11 protein-coding genes and 2 pseudogenes are annotated in these 16529 nt (G+C 35.0%); 11 read left to right on the plus strand and 2 right to left on the minus strand.

The window, feature by feature from the left end; translation table 11 throughout:
- Positions 1-9: 9 nt before the first annotated feature.
- The 4 genes and pseudogenes from nusA (at position 10) to E0I61_RS04120 (ending at position 5442) form a co-directional block, all read left to right on the plus strand.
- Positions 10-1263 carry a transcription termination factor NusA gene (nusA, locus tag E0I61_RS04105; protein ID WP_039108733.1) on the plus strand — a complete coding sequence of 418 codons (1254 nt, stop codon included), beginning with the start codon at positions 10-12 and terminating at the stop codon, positions 1261-1263.
- A gap of 113 nt (positions 1264-1376) precedes the next feature.
- Positions 1377-4274, plus strand: a complete 2898-nt coding sequence (gene infB / locus E0I61_RS04110; protein WP_132069573.1) for a translation initiation factor IF-2 — start codon at positions 1377-1379, stop codon at positions 4272-4274.
- A gap of 65 nt (positions 4275-4339) precedes the next feature.
- Positions 4340-4535, plus strand: a pseudogene (locus E0I61_RS04115) (RHS repeat domain-containing protein); the annotation flags it as partial.
- Between the two features lie 658 nt (positions 4536-5193).
- Entirely contained in the window at positions 5194-5442 is a 249-nt protein-coding gene (locus tag E0I61_RS04120; RefSeq protein WP_132069575.1) for a hypothetical protein, read from the plus strand.
- Between the two features lie 334 nt (positions 5443-5776).
- Here the strand turns inward: E0I61_RS04120 and E0I61_RS04125 are convergent.
- Together E0I61_RS04125 and E0I61_RS04130 are read right to left on the minus strand one after the other, a co-directional pair.
- Positions 5777-6103 (minus strand): annotated as a pseudogene (locus E0I61_RS04125) (helix-turn-helix domain-containing protein); the annotation flags it as partial.
- Between the two features lie 184 nt (positions 6104-6287).
- The gene (locus E0I61_RS04130) at positions 6288-6677 is read right to left on the minus strand and encodes an SPOR domain-containing protein (RefSeq protein ID WP_132069579.1); all 390 of its coding nucleotides are present in this window, start codon (positions 6675-6677) and stop codon (positions 6288-6290) included.
- A gap of 216 nt (positions 6678-6893) precedes the next feature.
- On the opposite strand from E0I61_RS04130, the gene E0I61_RS04135 reads away from it, so the two are divergent.
- The 7 genes from E0I61_RS04135 to E0I61_RS04165 are packed head-to-tail and all read left to right on the plus strand — an operon-like array spanning position 6894 to position 16501.
- Positions 6894-8222: a c-type cytochrome gene (locus E0I61_RS04135; RefSeq protein ID WP_132069581.1), complete on the plus strand. Its 1329-nt coding sequence runs from the start codon at positions 6894-6896 to the stop codon at positions 8220-8222.
- Positions 8223-8251: 29 nt separating this feature from the next.
- On the plus strand, positions 8252-11308 hold the full coding sequence (locus E0I61_RS04140; protein ID WP_132069583.1) for a TAT-variant-translocated molybdopterin oxidoreductase: 3057 nt from the start codon (positions 8252-8254) through the stop codon (positions 11306-11308).
- Between the two features lie 38 nt (positions 11309-11346).
- Positions 11347-12750 carry an NrfD/PsrC family molybdoenzyme membrane anchor subunit gene (nrfD, locus tag E0I61_RS04145; RefSeq protein WP_131990286.1) on the plus strand — a complete coding sequence of 468 codons (1404 nt, stop codon included), beginning with the start codon at positions 11347-11349 and terminating at the stop codon, positions 12748-12750.
- The gene (locus E0I61_RS04150) at positions 12743-13267 is read left to right on the plus strand and encodes a DUF3341 domain-containing protein (protein ID WP_132069585.1); all 525 of its coding nucleotides are present in this window, start codon (positions 12743-12745) and stop codon (positions 13265-13267) included. The genes nrfD and E0I61_RS04150 overlap by 8 nt, the downstream gene beginning before the upstream one ends.
- An 8-nt stretch (positions 13268-13275) precedes the next feature.
- Complete coding sequence (locus E0I61_RS04155; RefSeq protein WP_131990284.1) at positions 13276-13821, plus strand: c-type cytochrome; 546 nt, start codon at positions 13276-13278, stop codon at positions 13819-13821.
- A 27-nt stretch (positions 13822-13848) separates the two neighbouring features.
- Entirely contained in the window at positions 13849-15324 is a 1476-nt protein-coding gene (locus E0I61_RS04160) for a cation-translocating P-type ATPase (RefSeq protein WP_132069587.1), read from the plus strand.
- A 19-nt stretch (positions 15325-15343) separates the two neighbouring features.
- Positions 15344-16501, plus strand: a complete 1158-nt coding sequence (locus E0I61_RS04165) for a cytochrome c oxidase subunit II (RefSeq protein WP_132069589.1) — start codon at positions 15344-15346, stop codon at positions 16499-16501.
- Positions 16502-16529: the final 28 nt, after the last annotated feature.

A 16529-nucleotide genomic window follows, 5' to 3' on the forward strand; every position in this document is an offset into this window, starting at 1 on the left:
AGAATTCGCATGGAAAATTTAGCATTAATCGATTCATTCTCAGAGTTTAAAGATGATAAACTTATTGATCGTGTAACGCTTATGGCAATTTTGGAAGATGTATTTAGAAATGCATTGAAGAAAAAATACGGTTCAGATGATAATTTTGATATCATTATAAATCCTGATAAAGGAGATATGGAGATATGGCAGAGAAGAGTGATTGTTGCGGATGAAGACTTAGATTTTGATCATCTTGAAATTACTTTGACTGAAGCTAGAAAAATAGAGCCGGATTTCGAAATTGGTGAAGAGGTTTCCGAAGAAGTGAAATTAATTGATTTAGGAAGAAGAGCAATTTTAGCTTTACGTCAGAATTTGATTTCTAAAATTCATGAACATGATAACACGAATCTTTACAAACAATTTAAAGATTTAATAGGTGATATCTATACTGCTGAAGTACACCATGTGCGTCCAAGAGTAGTGATTTTGGTTGATGATGAAGGGAATGAGATTATTTTGCCAAAAGAAAAACAAATACCTTCTGACTTTTTCCGCAAGGGAGATAATGTTAGGGGAATAATAGAAAGCGTTGAATTAAAAGGAAATAAACCTCAAATTATTATGTCCAGAACTTCGGAGAAGTTTTTGGAAAAATTATTTGAACAAGAAATCCCTGAAGTATTTGACGGTTTGATTATGGTTAAAAAAGTGGTAAGAATACCAGGTGAAAAAGCAAAAGTAGCCGTAGATTCTTATGACGATAGAATTGATCCTGTAGGAGCTTGTGTGGGTATGAAAGGATCTCGTATTCATGGAATTGTTCGTGAATTAGGAAACGAAAATATCGACGTTATCAATTATACAAGTAACATTCAATTGTTTATCACAAGAGCATTAAGTCCTGCAAAAGTTTCTTCTATTAAGATAAATGAAGAGACAAAAAGAGCTGAAGTTTTCTTGAAGCTTGAAGAGGTTTCAAAAGCAATTGGTCGTGGTGGACACAACATTAAATTAGCAGGTTTATTAACTGGCTATGAATTAGACGTTATTCGTGAAGGTGATGTTGCTGGTGCAACTGCTGATGAGGATGATGTTGAATTAACTGAGTTTTCAGATGAAATTGAAGACTGGGTTATTGAAGAATTTGCAAAAATTGGTTTGGATACAGCAAAAAGTATCTTAAAACAAGATGTGGAAGATTTAGTAAGAAGAACAGATCTGGAAGAGGAAACTATTCTGGATGTAATGAGAATATTGAAAGAAGAATTTGACAGTTAGTCAAATGTATCTTCAACGATAAACATGCCACTTTACAATGAATTCTTGCTCGGTAGGTATCGAGTTGGGAGTAAAGTGAGGAATAACAAAAAAGGTAATAATAAAAAGGTTTTATGTCTGAAGAGAGAATTATTAGAATAAACAAAGTTTTAAGGGAATTGAATATTTCTTTAGAAAGAGCTGTGGATTATCTAAAAGATAAGGGGATTGCTATTGAAGCAAATCCAAACACAAAAATTTCTGATGATGTATACAATGTCTTGTGCGGTCAGTTTGCAGGTGACAAAGGGAATAAGGAGGCTTCAAAAGAAGTAGGGGAAGAGAAAAGAAAAGAAAAAGAAGCTTTGCGTTTAGAACGAGAAAAAGAAATCGAAGACAAACGTAAAATTGAGGAAGAGCGAGTAAAACAACAAGAAGTTATAAAAGCGAGAGCTGTTATAGCAGGTCCGGTACAAGTGGGTAAGATTGATCTTAATCCAAAAAAACCTTCAACCGTTCCGCCTGTAAAAGCTGTTGAAAAAGCAGAGGCTCCAGTAGCTAATGTATCTGAAGTAAAAGCTGTTTCAAAAGAAGTTTCACCTGAGAAACCGTTAACTGAAAAACCGTCAACTGAGAAACCTGTTTCAGACAAAAAAGAGGTAAAACCTATTGTTGGGATAAAAGAGGTTAAAACAGAGGCTGCTAAAGAAGTCGCTGCTGAACCAAAAGTGGTTGCAAAAACCGAGGAAGTTAAAGCGGATGAAGCGCCTGTTGATGAAACCATCACAACGCAATATCAAAAACTATCGGGAACTACTTTGACGGGACAGATAATTGATTTATCTCAATTCAACAAGCCGAAAAAGAAAAAAGAAGAACCAAAAATCACTCCGAATAAACCGGGTGCTCCAGGTTCGGCTGCAGCCAATGCAAATAAAAATAAGCGTAAAAGGATTGCTCCTAAACCGGGTGCTCCTAGACCGCCTGCAACACCGGGAGTTCCTGGTGCGCCAAATCCTAACAAGATTACACCTAATGTAGGTGGAGGTGGATTCAATGCAAACAGAAGTGCAAGACCTGGTTTTGTAAAAGGAAACAGACCTGCAATTGTTGCAAAAGTGGAGCCTACTGAAGAAGAAGTTAAAAATCAAATTAGAGAGACTTTAGAGAAACTACAAGGTAAAGGTGGTAAATCTAAAGCGGCTAAATATAGAAGAGATAAAAGAGATACGCACCGTCAGAAATCTGATGATGAGCAAAGAGCTATTGACGAAGGAAGTAAAACCATTAAGGTTACTGAGTTTGTTACGGTAGGAGAAATTGCCATCATGATGGATGTGCCAATTACTAAAGTTATTGGTACGTGTATGTCACTTGGAATCATGGTTACCATGAATCAACGTCTTGATGCAGAAACATTGACTATCGTTGCTGATGAATTTGGTTATGAAGTTGAATTTATCACTGTGGATATCGAAGAAGCAATTCAGGTTGTTGAAGACAGAGAAGAAGATTTAGTTTTCAGAGCGCCAATTGTAACGGTAATGGGTCACGTCGATCACGGTAAAACATCGTTGCTGGATTACATTCGTAAAGAAAACGTAATTGCAGGGGAATCTGGAGGAATAACACAACATATTGGTGCCTACGGAGTAACTTTGGATAACGGACAAAAAATCGCATTCTTAGATACACCGGGTCACGAAGCGTTTACTGCGATGCGTGCGCGTGGTGCTCAAGTTACAGATATTGCCATTATTGTAATTGCTGCTGATGATGACATCATGCCGCAAACTAAAGAAGCAATTAGCCATGCTCAAGCAGCTGGAGTTCCTATCATATTTGCAATCAATAAAATTGATAAGCCAAATGCTAATCCTGAAAAAGTAAAAGAAAGATTAGCAGGTATGAATTTACTGGTAGAAGATTGGGGTGGAAAAATTCAATCACATGATATTTCTGCGAAAGTAGGAACAGGTGTTAAAGAATTATTAGAAAAAGTATTGTTAGAAGCAGAACTTTTAGATTTGAAAGCAAATCCAAATAAAGCGGCTTCTGGAACTGTTGTTGAGGCTTTCCTTGACAAAGGTAAAGGATATGTTTCTACGATATTAGTTCAAAACGGAACGTTGAAAATTGGAGATTATATGTTGGCCGGTAAGCATCATGGTAAAATTAAAGCCATGCATGATGAAAGAGGGAATATAGTAACTGTTGCGGGTCCTTCGACTCCAGTTTCAGTTCTTGGTCTTGATGGAGCAGCAACTGCGGGTGATAAGTTCAATATTTTTGAAGACGAAAAAGAAGCGAAACAAATTGCTTCAAAACGTTCTCAATTGATGCGTGAGCAATCCGTACGTACACAACGACATATTACATTGGATGAAATTGGACGTAGAATTGCATTGGGTCAATTTAAAGAATTGAACATTATCCTTAAAGGAGATGTTGATGGTTCTGTTGAAGCATTGTCTGATTCGTTCTCTAAATTATCTACTGAGGAAATTCAAATCAATATTATCCATAAAGGTGTTGGAGCAATTACTGAGACTGACGTAATGTTAGCTTCTGCTTCAGATGCAATTATCATTGGATTTAATGTTCGCCCTGCTGGAAATGCAAGACAATTAGCGGACAAAGAAGAAATTGATATCCGTTACTATTCTATTATTTACGCCGCTATCGATGACTTGAAAGATGCGATGGAAGGAATGTTAGCTCCTGAAATGAAAGAAGAAATTCTTGGTACAGCTGAGATTAGAGAGATATTCAAAATCTCTAAAGTGGGTTCAATCGCTGGTTGTATGGTAATGGACGGTAAAATTGTCCGAAGCGCTAAAATGAGAATCATTAGAGAAGGTGTAGTTGTCTTTACAGGAGAGCTTTTAGCACTGAAACGTTTCAAAGACGATGTCAAAGAAGTAGCTAAAGGATACGATTGTGGTATTCAAGTAAAAGGATACAATGATATCGAAGAAAGAGATGTTATTGAGTCATACCATGAAGTAGCTGTTAAAAAGAAATTGAAATAGAATTTCAATATATTAAAATTAAAATCCCGAGCAATCGGGATTTTTTTTATTTTAGCTGGAATTAAAAGTATAAGTTCAATGGAAAAGAACTGCAAGACGAACTGGGGCTTAACTTCTACGACTATGGTGCACGTAATTATGACCCTGCTTTAGGACGGTGGATGAACATTGACCCATTAGCGGAGAAAATGAGAAGACACAGCCCGTATAACTATGCTTTTAATAACCCAATCTATTTTATTGACCCTGATGGAATGCAAGCTGATGATTGGATAAATTGGATAGGGAAAAACGGACAACAGCACATCACATATCATGAAGGTATTACAACTGTAGACCAAGCTAAAGCTAATGGATATACAACAGCTACGCAAGTCTTCGAAGCAGGTGCGGGAAATATAAAAAAAACAGGAGAAGAATTTAATTTTCAAGCTGGAGGTAAATTTTCAGTAAATGGAAGTGGGACAATGGATGTTGCTGATGGTGGATATCAAACAGAAGGCGGAGCGTATATAAACAAAGGCTTGACGGGTTCCGAACAAATTCTTGAGGTATCAAGCGGATTACAAGACAGCGGTGATTCAATTGCACTAGCAGGTTATGGCTTGACAACAAGTGTTATTGGTGCTCCAATTGGTGTACCTATGGCTATAGTAGGTAATATTATTTCAGGTATTGGAACTGTCACAGAAACAGGCGTTGTTATACATAGCGCATTGACAAATAATGGCAGCCTAGATAAAGCTAAAGAAAATGTAGGCGTTTATGTGGCAGGAAAAGTTATTAATCATTATATTGGTAAAGCAGGTTTAGAAGGTGTTGGGGAGGAAATTGCCACACAAAGTACATCATTAAAACTTACAGGGACTCAACGTTTATATGATAATAAAAAAGAAGAAAATAAAAAGAAACAATAAAGATGAATTATACTAATATATTAGAAGGATTGGGTTTTTTGATTGGGGCTTTTATCTATTTTAGATATTTTAATAAGCCACTTTTTGATAATAAAAAAGAAAAAAAATTGCGAGATGAAGAGTTATCAGAAAATTTAATTGAGAATATTAGATTAGCTGATAGTACAAGAGATTTTAAAGGATGGATTGGGGGTATTGGTTTGGTAATTATAGGTTTAGTTTTGATCTATTTAGGTTTAACGAAAAAATAATTTATGAACGTATATGAAAAATCTTGAAGTTTTCAGATTATTAATTCCATTATTAGCAATACTATTCGGAATAGTGGTTAAAAAATCTAATAAGCAACAATTTAATTCAGTAAAGAGGTATTGGTTGTATTTTGTAATTGGAGGAACTATAATGTTCTTCTTAAGGTTGATTAATTACTTTAATGATTAATCAAGGTTGCTTCGTATTCCTCGTGAACACAAGGAAAGTTAACAAAAAAGCCACTCCCGATAGCGCAGATTTGCAATCTGTGCCCACAAAGAGAATAAAATAAAGGTTATAAAAAAAAAACAGGCAATTGCCTGTTTTTTTGTCTTATAACGTTGCTACATTTTTAGCAAAAAAGTCTTTAAATTTTTTATTGGTGAGCATCTTATCAATGAGTTTAAAGATGGTTTGTTTGTCATCTTCTTCGAGTTGCTGGATAAGTCTCATTTGTTCAACGGCTGTTTTATCTTCAATAATTACCTCGGTTGGAATTCTGCCATCGTAATTAATAATTTGGTCAGTGGTCAAATTAAATAGTTGAGACATTTTTTGAAGTTCATCAACTGTCAAAGCTCTTAAGCCTTTTTCAATCTTACTATAAGCGGATTTATCCACGCCAATATGCGTAGCTACTTCAATTTGCTTAAGATTTTTCTCTTCTCGTTTTTATGTTCCCGCTCTCCTAAGTGTTCGTCAGGAATGCTGAGCAAACGTCTCTGACTTTGCGCCCGAAACGGTGTTTTAAAAACAAAAAAAGCAACTCTATTCGGGTTGCTTTTTCACTTGATGTTTATTCGTGATTTCTTTTGAATGTTGCAATTTAAAATGATGATAAATTTTATTTGTTTGGCTTTATTAAATGTACATTACTGTAGCTTTTTTTAATTTCGATAAGATTTCTTTCTGCTTCAATTCGTGTTTTGAAATTCCCTACCCAAACTTTGTAATTCGGAGTGAAGAATGTAATAGTGGCATCTATATCTCTGAACTCTTGCTTGAAATCATTCAATGTTTTTTTTGCTTTTTCGCTGTCTCCACTGAAAATTTGAATTTTATAATAGTCATTTACAGTGTTTGTGACATTTGTTTTTCTCTTTTCATTCAATAATTGTTCAAATTTAGAGTCTTGATTTACTCTGATATTTCCATCTTGAGCATGTGCATTGCAATAGGAAATAAATAAGGTAAGAGAGATAAGAAATGCTTTTCCAGGGGCTAAAATTCTCATAATGTGATTGTTTTTGTGCAAAAGTACTATTTAATGACTGATGGCAAATATTAAATGTTATTTAGAATTGATATAAATTGAAATTAAGACTATTTTAAGGTTTTGAGAATAGTTCTTAAGTCGTATTTTTGTCCCAGTTTTTAAATAAAGGATCAGTTTTTTATATTTCAATTAGAAAAAACTGTGCCAATTTTTAGTAGATAATCATTATACTATATGAAAAAGGTGGGTAACCATAATTCGATCTCAAGGAAATTATTTTTTAGCATAGCTTTAATGCTATCTTTTTCCTTTACTTCATTTGCTCAAGAAGCTACTCCTGCGGCTGATGCTGCGGCTCCGGATGCTTCAGCTACTTCGCAAAGTGCAGACCCGGTAAAGGGTAAAGAGCTTTTTAATTCAAACTGTGCGGCATGTCACAAACTTGATGCCAAATCAACAGGTCCTGCCCTTAGAGGGGTGGCTGCTAAATATGATGCTGCATGGCTTCATAAGTGGGTTCATAATAGTTCAGACCTAATTAAATCTGGCGATGCTCAGGCTGTTAAGGTTTTTGAAGAAAACAACAAATCAGTAATGACTGCTTTTCCTCAATTGACAGATGCTGATATTGATAATATCATCGCGTATACTTCAGAGCCTAAGGCGGAAGTGCCTAAAACTACAGGTGTTGAAGTTCCTGGTGGGCCAGCTGTAGATAACGGAATTTCAAACAATATTATATTAGGTGCTTTGGCGCTTGTTATGATTATTCTGGTTGTGATGTTGTTTTTGGTAAATAAGGTTTTATCTAAAGTTGCAAAAGCAAACGGTATTGTGGTAGCTCCTAAAGCTCCAACAACTCCTATATGGAAAGCATTTGCCAGAAACCAGTTTTTGGTTTTAGTTACGGCAATATTCTTGCTTTTAGCGAGTGGTTATTTTGTTTATGGGTTTTTAATGCAAGTTGGCGTAGATCAGAATTATCAACCTATTCAGCCTATTCATTTCTCGCATAAAATTCATGCCGGAGACAATGAAGTTAACTGTAAATATTGTCACTCTGCTGCAAGAGTTAGTAAAAATGCAGGGATTCCTTCTTTGAATGTTTGTATGAACTGTCATAAGAATATTGCTGAAGTTGCAGAAACTACTGCTACTCCGGAATACAGCAAAGCATTCTATGATGAGCAAATCCAAAAGTTATATACTGCGGTTGGTTGGGATAAAACAACTCAAAGTTATACAGGAAAAACGCAACCTGTAAAATGGGTTCGTATTCATAATTTACCTGACTTCGTTTATTTTAATCACTCTCAACACGTAACTGTTGCTGGAATTGAATGTCAGACATGTCACGGTCCTGTTCAAGAGTATGAAATTCAAAAACAATTTGCTCCATTAACAATGGGTTGGTGTATAGATTGCCATAGAAAAACGGATGTTAAAATGGAAGGCAATGAATACTATACTAAAATTCATGAAGAACTTTCTAAGAAATACGGTGTAGACAAATTGACTGCAGCGCAAATGGGAGGTTTAGAATGTGGTAAATGCCATTATTAATCAAATTATTAAGATTTTAATATTTATATATGTCATCAAACAAAAAATACTGGAAAAGTGTTGAAGAACTAGACAAAAATAGTTCTATTGTTGAGGCGCTTAAAAATAACGAATTTGTTGAAGAAATTCCTACTGATGAATTTTTAGGAAATAATGACGCTTTGTCATCTTCGTCAACATCACGTCGTGATTTTTTAAAGTACGTTGGTTTTAGTACTGCAGCGGCTACGCTTGCAGCTTGCGAAGGTCCTGTGAACAAGTCAATACCTTATGTACTTCAGCCGGAGCAAATCATTCCTGGAGTAGCGGATTATTATGCAACTTCTGTTTTTGATGGATTTGATTTTGCTAATCTTTTGATAAAAACTCGTGAAGGGCGTCCTATTAAAATAGATAATAATACTATTGCGGGAGCTAAGTTTAGTGCTAATGCAAGAATTCATGCGTCTATTCTGTCTTTATATGACAGTATGCGTTTGAAAGAACCAAAAATTGAAGGTAAAAATTCAACTTGGTCTGCTGTTGATGCTAAAATTAAATCAAGTATAGCTGATGCTGCTGCAAAAGGTGGTCAAGTGGTACTTTTGACAAACACATTGGCCAGCCCGTCAACTGAAAAATTGATTGCTGAGTTTATCGGTAAAAATCCAAATGCTAAACATGTTGTTTATGACGCTGTATCTGAATCTGAAGCATTAGATGCTTTCGAGACGGTATATGGAGAAAGAGCTTTGGTTGATTATGATTTCTCTAAAGCGTCACTTATAGTTTCTGTTGGAGCTGATTTCCTTAGAGATTGGCAAGGTGGAGGATTTGATTCAGGTTATGCTAAAGGAAGAATTCCTAAAGCAGGAAAGATGTCTCGTCATTTCCAATTAGAAGCAAACATGACTTTGTCTGGTGCTGCTGCTGATAAGCGTTTACCAATGTCTACGGCTAATCAAAAACAAGCATTAGTTCATATATATAATATTGTAACGGGTTCTTCTGTTGCTGTAAGTTTAGAAGATAAATTTAAAGCAGAAGTTACAAAAGCAGCTCAACAATTGAAAGCTGCTGGTTCAAAAGGAGTATTGGTATCAGGTATTCAAGATAAAAATGCTCAGCTGTTAGTTTTGGCTATCAACCAAGTGTTGGCAAGTGAAGCTTTCAGTACTTCTGGAGTTAGACAAATCAGAAAGGGATCTAATGCAAAAGTTGCTCAATTAATCAATGATATGAAAGCTGGAAGCGTTCATACTTTGATGATGAGTGGTGTTAATCCTGTTTATACTCTAGCGGATAGTGCTTCTTTTGTTGAAGGACTTAAAAAAGTAAAAACATCAGTGGCATTTTCTTTAAAAGAAGATGAAACTGCTTTAGTAAGTACTATTGCAGCTGCTGTTCCTCATTATTTAGAATCATGGAATGATGTAAGTATTACAAAAGGTACTTATGGAATTACTCAGCCTGCAATTCGCCCTCTTTTTACTACAAAACAATTTCAAGATGTCTTGTTGTCTTTAAATGGACTTACAGGTACATTCTACGATTATATTAAGGCTAATGCATCAACAATAATAGCTGGTTCTTCTTGGAACAAAGTTTTACATGACGGTGTTTATGTTGGAGTTATTCCAGCTGTATCTGCGGGTTCTGCTGATTATAGTGCCGCTGCAAATGCTTTGGCAAAATCAAAAGCTTCTCAAGGATTGGAACTTGTTTTATATACTAAAACAGGTATGGGAGATGGACAACAAGCTAATAACCCTTGGTTGCAAGAGTTTCCGGATCCAATTACAAGAGTATCATGGGATAATTATGTTACTGTTTCGAATGCTGATGCTAAGAAATATGAACTTTCTAATGAAATTGTAGCAAATGGTGGTTTGAACGGAAGTTATGCAACTATTACTACTGCTGATGGTGTTAAATTAGAAAATGTTCCGGTAATAGTTCAGCCAGGTCAAGCTGTTGGAACTATTGGTTTAGCATTAGGGTACGGTCGTAAAGCGGCTTTGAAAGAAGAAATGATGGTGGGTTTAAATGCCTACTCTTTATATAAAGGTTTTAATAATGTACAGTCTGTAACATTGGCGAAAGCTGGAGGAGAACATGAGTTTGCTTGTGTTCAAGGTCAGAAAACATTAATGGGGAGAGGCGATATTATAAAAGAAACTTCTTTAGAGATATTTAATACAAAAGATGCTAAAGAGTGGAACGAACAACCAATGGTTTCATTGGATCACAAACTGGTTGAAGCAACTAAAGTAGATTTATGGGATTCTTTTGATCGTTCAACAGGTCACCATTTTAATCTTTCTATTGACTTGAACGCTTGTACCGGTTGTGGTGCTTGTGTAATTGCTTGTCATGCTGAAAACAACGTTCCTGTTGTTGGAAAATCAGAAGTTAGAAGAAGTCGTGATATGCACTGGTTGCGTATTGACAGATATTATTCTTCTGAAAGTACTTTTGAAGGAGATAACGAAAGAAAAGAAAATATCGCAGGTTTATCAAGTTCATTGTCTACATTTAATGAAATGGAAAAAGCGGGTGATAACCCACAAGTATCTTTTCAACCTGTAATGTGTCAACATTGTAATCATGCACCTTGTGAAACAGTTTGTCCAGTTGCTGCAACTTCACACTCTCGTCAAGGTCAAAACCATATGGCTTATAACAGATGTGTTGGAACGCGTTATTGCGCTAACAACTGTCCGTATAAAGTGCGTCGTTTTAACTGGTTCTTGTATAACAAAAACAGTGAATTTGATTATCATATGAATGACGATTTAGGGCGTATGGTATTGAACCCAGATGTTAATGTTCGTTCTCGTGGAGTTATGGAGAAATGTTCGATGTGTATTCAAATGACACAAGCGACAATTTTGAAAGCAAAAAGAGAAGGAAGAGCAATCGTTGATGGTGAATTCCAAACTGCATGTTCAAATGCCTGTTCTACTGGAGCAATGATTTTTGGAGATGTAAATGATAAAGAAGCCGAAGTGACTAAATTAGCTGCTGACGAAAGAATGTATCATTTATTGGAGCATGTTGGAACAAAACCAAATGTAATCTATCACGTTAAAGTTAGAAATACCTAGTACAAAAAATAATTAATTAAGAATCAATATAAAGGATTATGTCGTCTCACTACGAAGCAACCATTAGAAAACCCTTAGTTATAGGTGATAAATCTTATCACGATGTAACTGTAGATGTAGCTGCGCCTGTTGAAGGTAAAGCAAACAAACATTGGTGGATTGTATTTTCAATCGCATTAATAGCCTTCCTTTGGGGATTGTGCTGTATAATTTACACCGTATCTACAGGTATTGGAACATGGGGATTAAATAAAACTGTAGGATGGGCTTGGGATATCACGAACTTTGTTTGGTGGGTTGGTATTGGTCACGCAGGAACACTTATTTCGGCGGTATTATTACTTTTCCGTCAACGTTGGAGAATGGCAATTAACCGTTCTGCAGAAGCAATGACAATTTTCTCGGTTATTCAAGCAGGTTTATTTCCGATCATTCACATGGGACGTCCATGGTTAGCCTATTGGGTTTTACCAATTCCGAATCAATTTGGTTCTCTTTGGGTAAACTTTAACTCGCCATTACTTTGGGACGTATTTGCGATTTCAACGTATCTTTCAGTTTCATTAGTATTCTGGTGGACTGGTTTATTACCTGATTTTGCGATGTTACGTGATAGAGCTATTACTCCTTTTAATAAAAGAGTGTATTCTATATTAAGTTTTGGATGGAGCGGTAGAGCAAAAGACTGGCAACGTTTTGAAGAAGTATCTTTGGTACTTGCAGGTTTAGCTACTCCACTTGTACTTTCGGTACATACTATTGTATCGATGGACTTTGCTACATCCGTTATACCAGGATGGCACACTACAATTTTCCCTCCGTACTTTGTTGCTGGAGCGGTTTTCTCAGGATTTGCAATGGTAAATACGTTGCTTATCATTATGAGAAAAGTATCTAATCTAGAAGCTTACATAACAGTTCAGCACATTGAGTTGATGAATATCGTTATCATGATTACAGGTTCTATAGTGGGGGTTGCCTATATAACTGAATTATTTGTTGCATGGTATTCTGGTGTAGAGTACGAACAATATGCATTCTTAAACAGAGCTACCGGACCTTACTGGTGGGCATATTGGTCAATGATGACTTGTAATGTTTTTTCTCCACAATTCATGTGGTTCAAAAAATTAAGAACAAGTATCATGTTCTCGTTTATAATTTCGATAGTTGTAAATATTGGAATGTGGTTTGAGAGATTTGTAATTATAGTAACTTCGCTACATAGAGATTATTTACCATCTTCTTGGACAATGTTTTCACCTACATTTGTTGATATTGGAATTTTCATTGGAACAATAGGTTTCTTCTTTGTATTGTTCTTATTGTATTCAAGAACATTCCCTGTAATTGCACAAGCAGAGGTAAAAACAATTTTGAAAGGAACTGGAGATAATTACAAAAGAGAAAGAGAAGCAAATAAAGATTCACATCATGAGTAATAAAGTAATATACGCCATTTATAATGACGATGATATATTGATGGATGCGGTTAAAAAAACCAGAGCAGCTCATCATCATATTGAAGAAGTTTTTACTCCATTCCCGGTTCACGGTTTGGATAAAGCTATGGGAATTGCACCTACAAGATTAGCTATTTGTGCTTTTCTTTATGGTTGTGTTGGAATCTCGGTAGCAACAGCTATGATGAATTATATTATGATTCAAGATTGGCCACAAGATATTGGTGGAAAGCCAAGTTTTAGTTATATTGAAAACATGCCGGCTTTTGTTCCAATTATGTTTGAACTTACTGTATTTTTTGCAGCTCACTTAATGGTTATTACTTTTTATATGAGAAGTAAATTATGGCCTTTCAAAGAAGCAGAAAATCCAGATGTAAGAACTACAGATGACCATTTTTTAATGGAAGTTGCTGTAAATGATAATGAAGAAGAATTAATTTCTTTTTTCCAAAGCACGGGAGCTGTAGAAGTTAAAGTAATAGAAAAGCATTAATTATAGATATGAAAAGCGTATATAAAATAACACTTTTATTTGGCATAACTATTTTAGTTTCATCTTGCCATAATAATGCGGAACCAAACTATCAGTATTTTCCAAATATGTATGAGTCAGTAGGGTATGAAACTTATTCTGAATCAAATGCATTTAAAGACGGTAAAGAAGGTCAACTTCCAGCTGAAGGAACTATTAACAGAGGATTTGAGCCTTTTGAATATGAAAATTCTACCGCTGGGTATGAGTTAGCAAAAGCAAATCTTAAATCTCCTTTGGATTCTTTAAGCAGAGACTCTGATAAAGGAAAAGAACTTTTTGAAATCTATTGTACCAGTTGCCATGGTGCTTCTGGAAACGGTAAAGGAAAGCTTGTGGAAAGAGAAAAATTTCTAGGTGTACCAAGTTATGCAGATAGAGTTATCACTGAAGGAAGTATTTTTCATGTTATAACTTATGGTTTAAATTCAATGGGTTCACATGCTAACCAATTGAGTGCCCATGAACGTTGGTTAGTTACTGACTATGTTCTAAAACTAAAAAGCGAATTATAATTGTTGAACAAACTGATCGTAATAGATATGTATACATTTTCAAGTAAATTAAAAACTTTTTCTTTCATCTTAATGGCTGTAGGTCTTTTAGGAATTGGATATGGTTTTTTAACTGCACCTAAAGATATTCAAGAAGTTGAAAAGCTTCTTGCGGCCGAAAGTCATGGTGGTCATGGTGAAGCTAAACATGAAGCGACAGCTGCTGCTGAACCTTCGCATGAAGCTGTTGCTGCCCATAGCGAAGCTACAGAAGAGAAAAAAACAGAAGAATCTCATGAAGCTGTAGCTCCAACGGATGACACTACTAAAGTTGCTGATGCAACGCATGCTGAACCAGTTCACGCTGAAGCAGCTGTTAAAAAAGAGGGTCATGATGTTAGTGAAGAAGCGGAACATAAGGAGCATTTGAATCATGTTTTGCACCAACTACAAAACAAACCTTGGTCTGCTTTATACGTTGCTTGTATTTTCTTTATGCTTGTTTCTCTTGGGGTTTTAGTATTTTATGCAATTCAACAAGTAGCTCAGGCTGGATGGTCTCCAGTATTATTTAGAGTTATGCAAGGTATAACATCTTATTTACCTGTTGGTTCTGTTATCTTTTTTGTTATTCTAATATTGTGTGGTTTGCATTTTAATCACATTTTTATATGGTTAGATCCTGAAGTTGTTGCAAATGATAAACTGATAGCTAATAAAACTGGTTATTTAAATTTTCCTTTTTGGATTATTAGAGCCGCTATATTTTTGACTGGTTGGAGTTTATATCAGTATTTTTCAAGAAAAAACTGTTTAGCGCAAGACGAAGCAAATGATGACTCATTTTACAAGAAAAACTTCAATATTTCAGCAATGTTTTTAGTTTTTTTCATCGTGTCTGAGTCTATAATGTCTTGGGATTGGATAATGTCTATTGATCCTCACTGGTTTAGTACATTGTTTGGTTGGTACGTATTTTCTAGCTTCTTTGTTAGTGGAGTTACTACAATTGCTTTAATTAGTTTGTACCTAAAATCTAGAGGATATTTAGAACATGTAAATACAAGTCATATACACGATTTAGCAAAATTCATGTTCGGATTAAGTGTTTTCTGGACGTATTTATGGTTCTCACAATTCATGTTGATATGGTATGCAAATATTCCTGAAGAGGTAACGTATTTTATTACTAGAATTGAATTGTATAATCTTCCATTCTTTGGTGCTGTTGTAATGAATTTTTTATTCCCTTTATTAATATTAATTAATACAGATTTCAAAAGAATTACATGGGTACTAGTTATGGCAGGAATTGTGATACTAGCAGGTCATTATATTGATTTCTTTAATATGATTATGCCGGGAACTGTAGGAGACAGATGGTTTATTGGTGTACCAGAAATAGCATCGGTTCTTTTCTTCTTAGGGTTATTTATTTATGTTGTTTTTACAGCGTTAACTAAAGCTCCTTTGTTAGCAAAAAGAAATCCTTTCATAGGAGAAAGTAAACATTTTCATTATTAATATTTAAAGAAAAAAACAGATGACAAGTTTGTTGGTAATTATAGTTTTAGTTTTATTAGCTGTTGCTTTATGGCAATTGACTAAAATATTCGACCTGACGCAAGTTGGATCTAATTCAGATAGTTCAGAAATAGCTACAGATAACGACAATAACGTTCAAGGTTATTTGATGTTTGGGTTTTTAGCTTTCATTTATATTTTTTCAATTTACGGATTGTTTAAATGGGGACCTCTTGTTCTTCATACACCAGCTTCAGCACATGGTGGTGAAGTAGATAATTTGATGAATATTACATGGGTTCTTATCTTTATAGTTCAGGCTATAACTCAAGTTTTGTTGCATTATTTTGCTTTCAAGTACAGAGGTAAAAAAGATCAAAAAGCACTTTATTTTGCAGATAATAATAAGTTAGAAGCTATTTGGAGTGTTATTCCGGCTGTAGTTTTGGCAGGATTGATTCTTTATGGTCTTTTTGCTTGGACAAATATTATGTTTGTTGATGAAGATGAGGATACAATAGTTATTGAATTGTATGCACAACAGTTTAACTGGAAAGCTAGATATTCAGGTAATGATAATGTATTAGGTAAAGCTAATGTTAGATTTATTGAAGGAGTAAACGCTGTAGGTGTTGATTTAGCTGATCCATATGCACAAGATGATATTGTTGTAACGGAACTGCATATTCCTAAAGGTAAAAAAATTCTTTTCAAAATGCGTTCTCAAGATGTTTTGCATTCAGCGTATATGCCTCACTTTAGAGCACAAATGAACTGTGTTCCCGGTATGGTTACACAATTTGCTTTTGAACCGATATACACTACAGCAGAATATAGAGAATTGCCATTTATGGTAGAAAAAGTGGCTAATATAAATGCTTTAAGATCTAAGAAAAGTATTGAATTAGTAGCTAAGGGCGAAACTGCTTTAGATCCTTACACGTTTGATTACTTATTACTTTGTAATAAAATTTGTGGAGCATCTCATTATAACATGCAAATGAAAATTATTGTAGATACACCTGAAGACTATAAAGCATGGTTGAAAGATAAAGCTACAATTGTTAGTGAAGTAAAAGCTGCTATGGCTGAACCTGCTGCTACTGATGGAACATCTGGTACAGATTCTACAAAAGCAAAAGATACTGCAGCAGTTGCCGTAACGGCCATGAAATAATTAATAAGAAAAATTTAAAGTAAACATA

Source organism: Flavobacterium ranwuense (assembly GCF_004349315.1).
GTDB classification, from domain to species: Bacteria; Bacteroidota; Bacteroidia; order Flavobacteriales; family Flavobacteriaceae; genus Flavobacterium; species Flavobacterium ranwuense.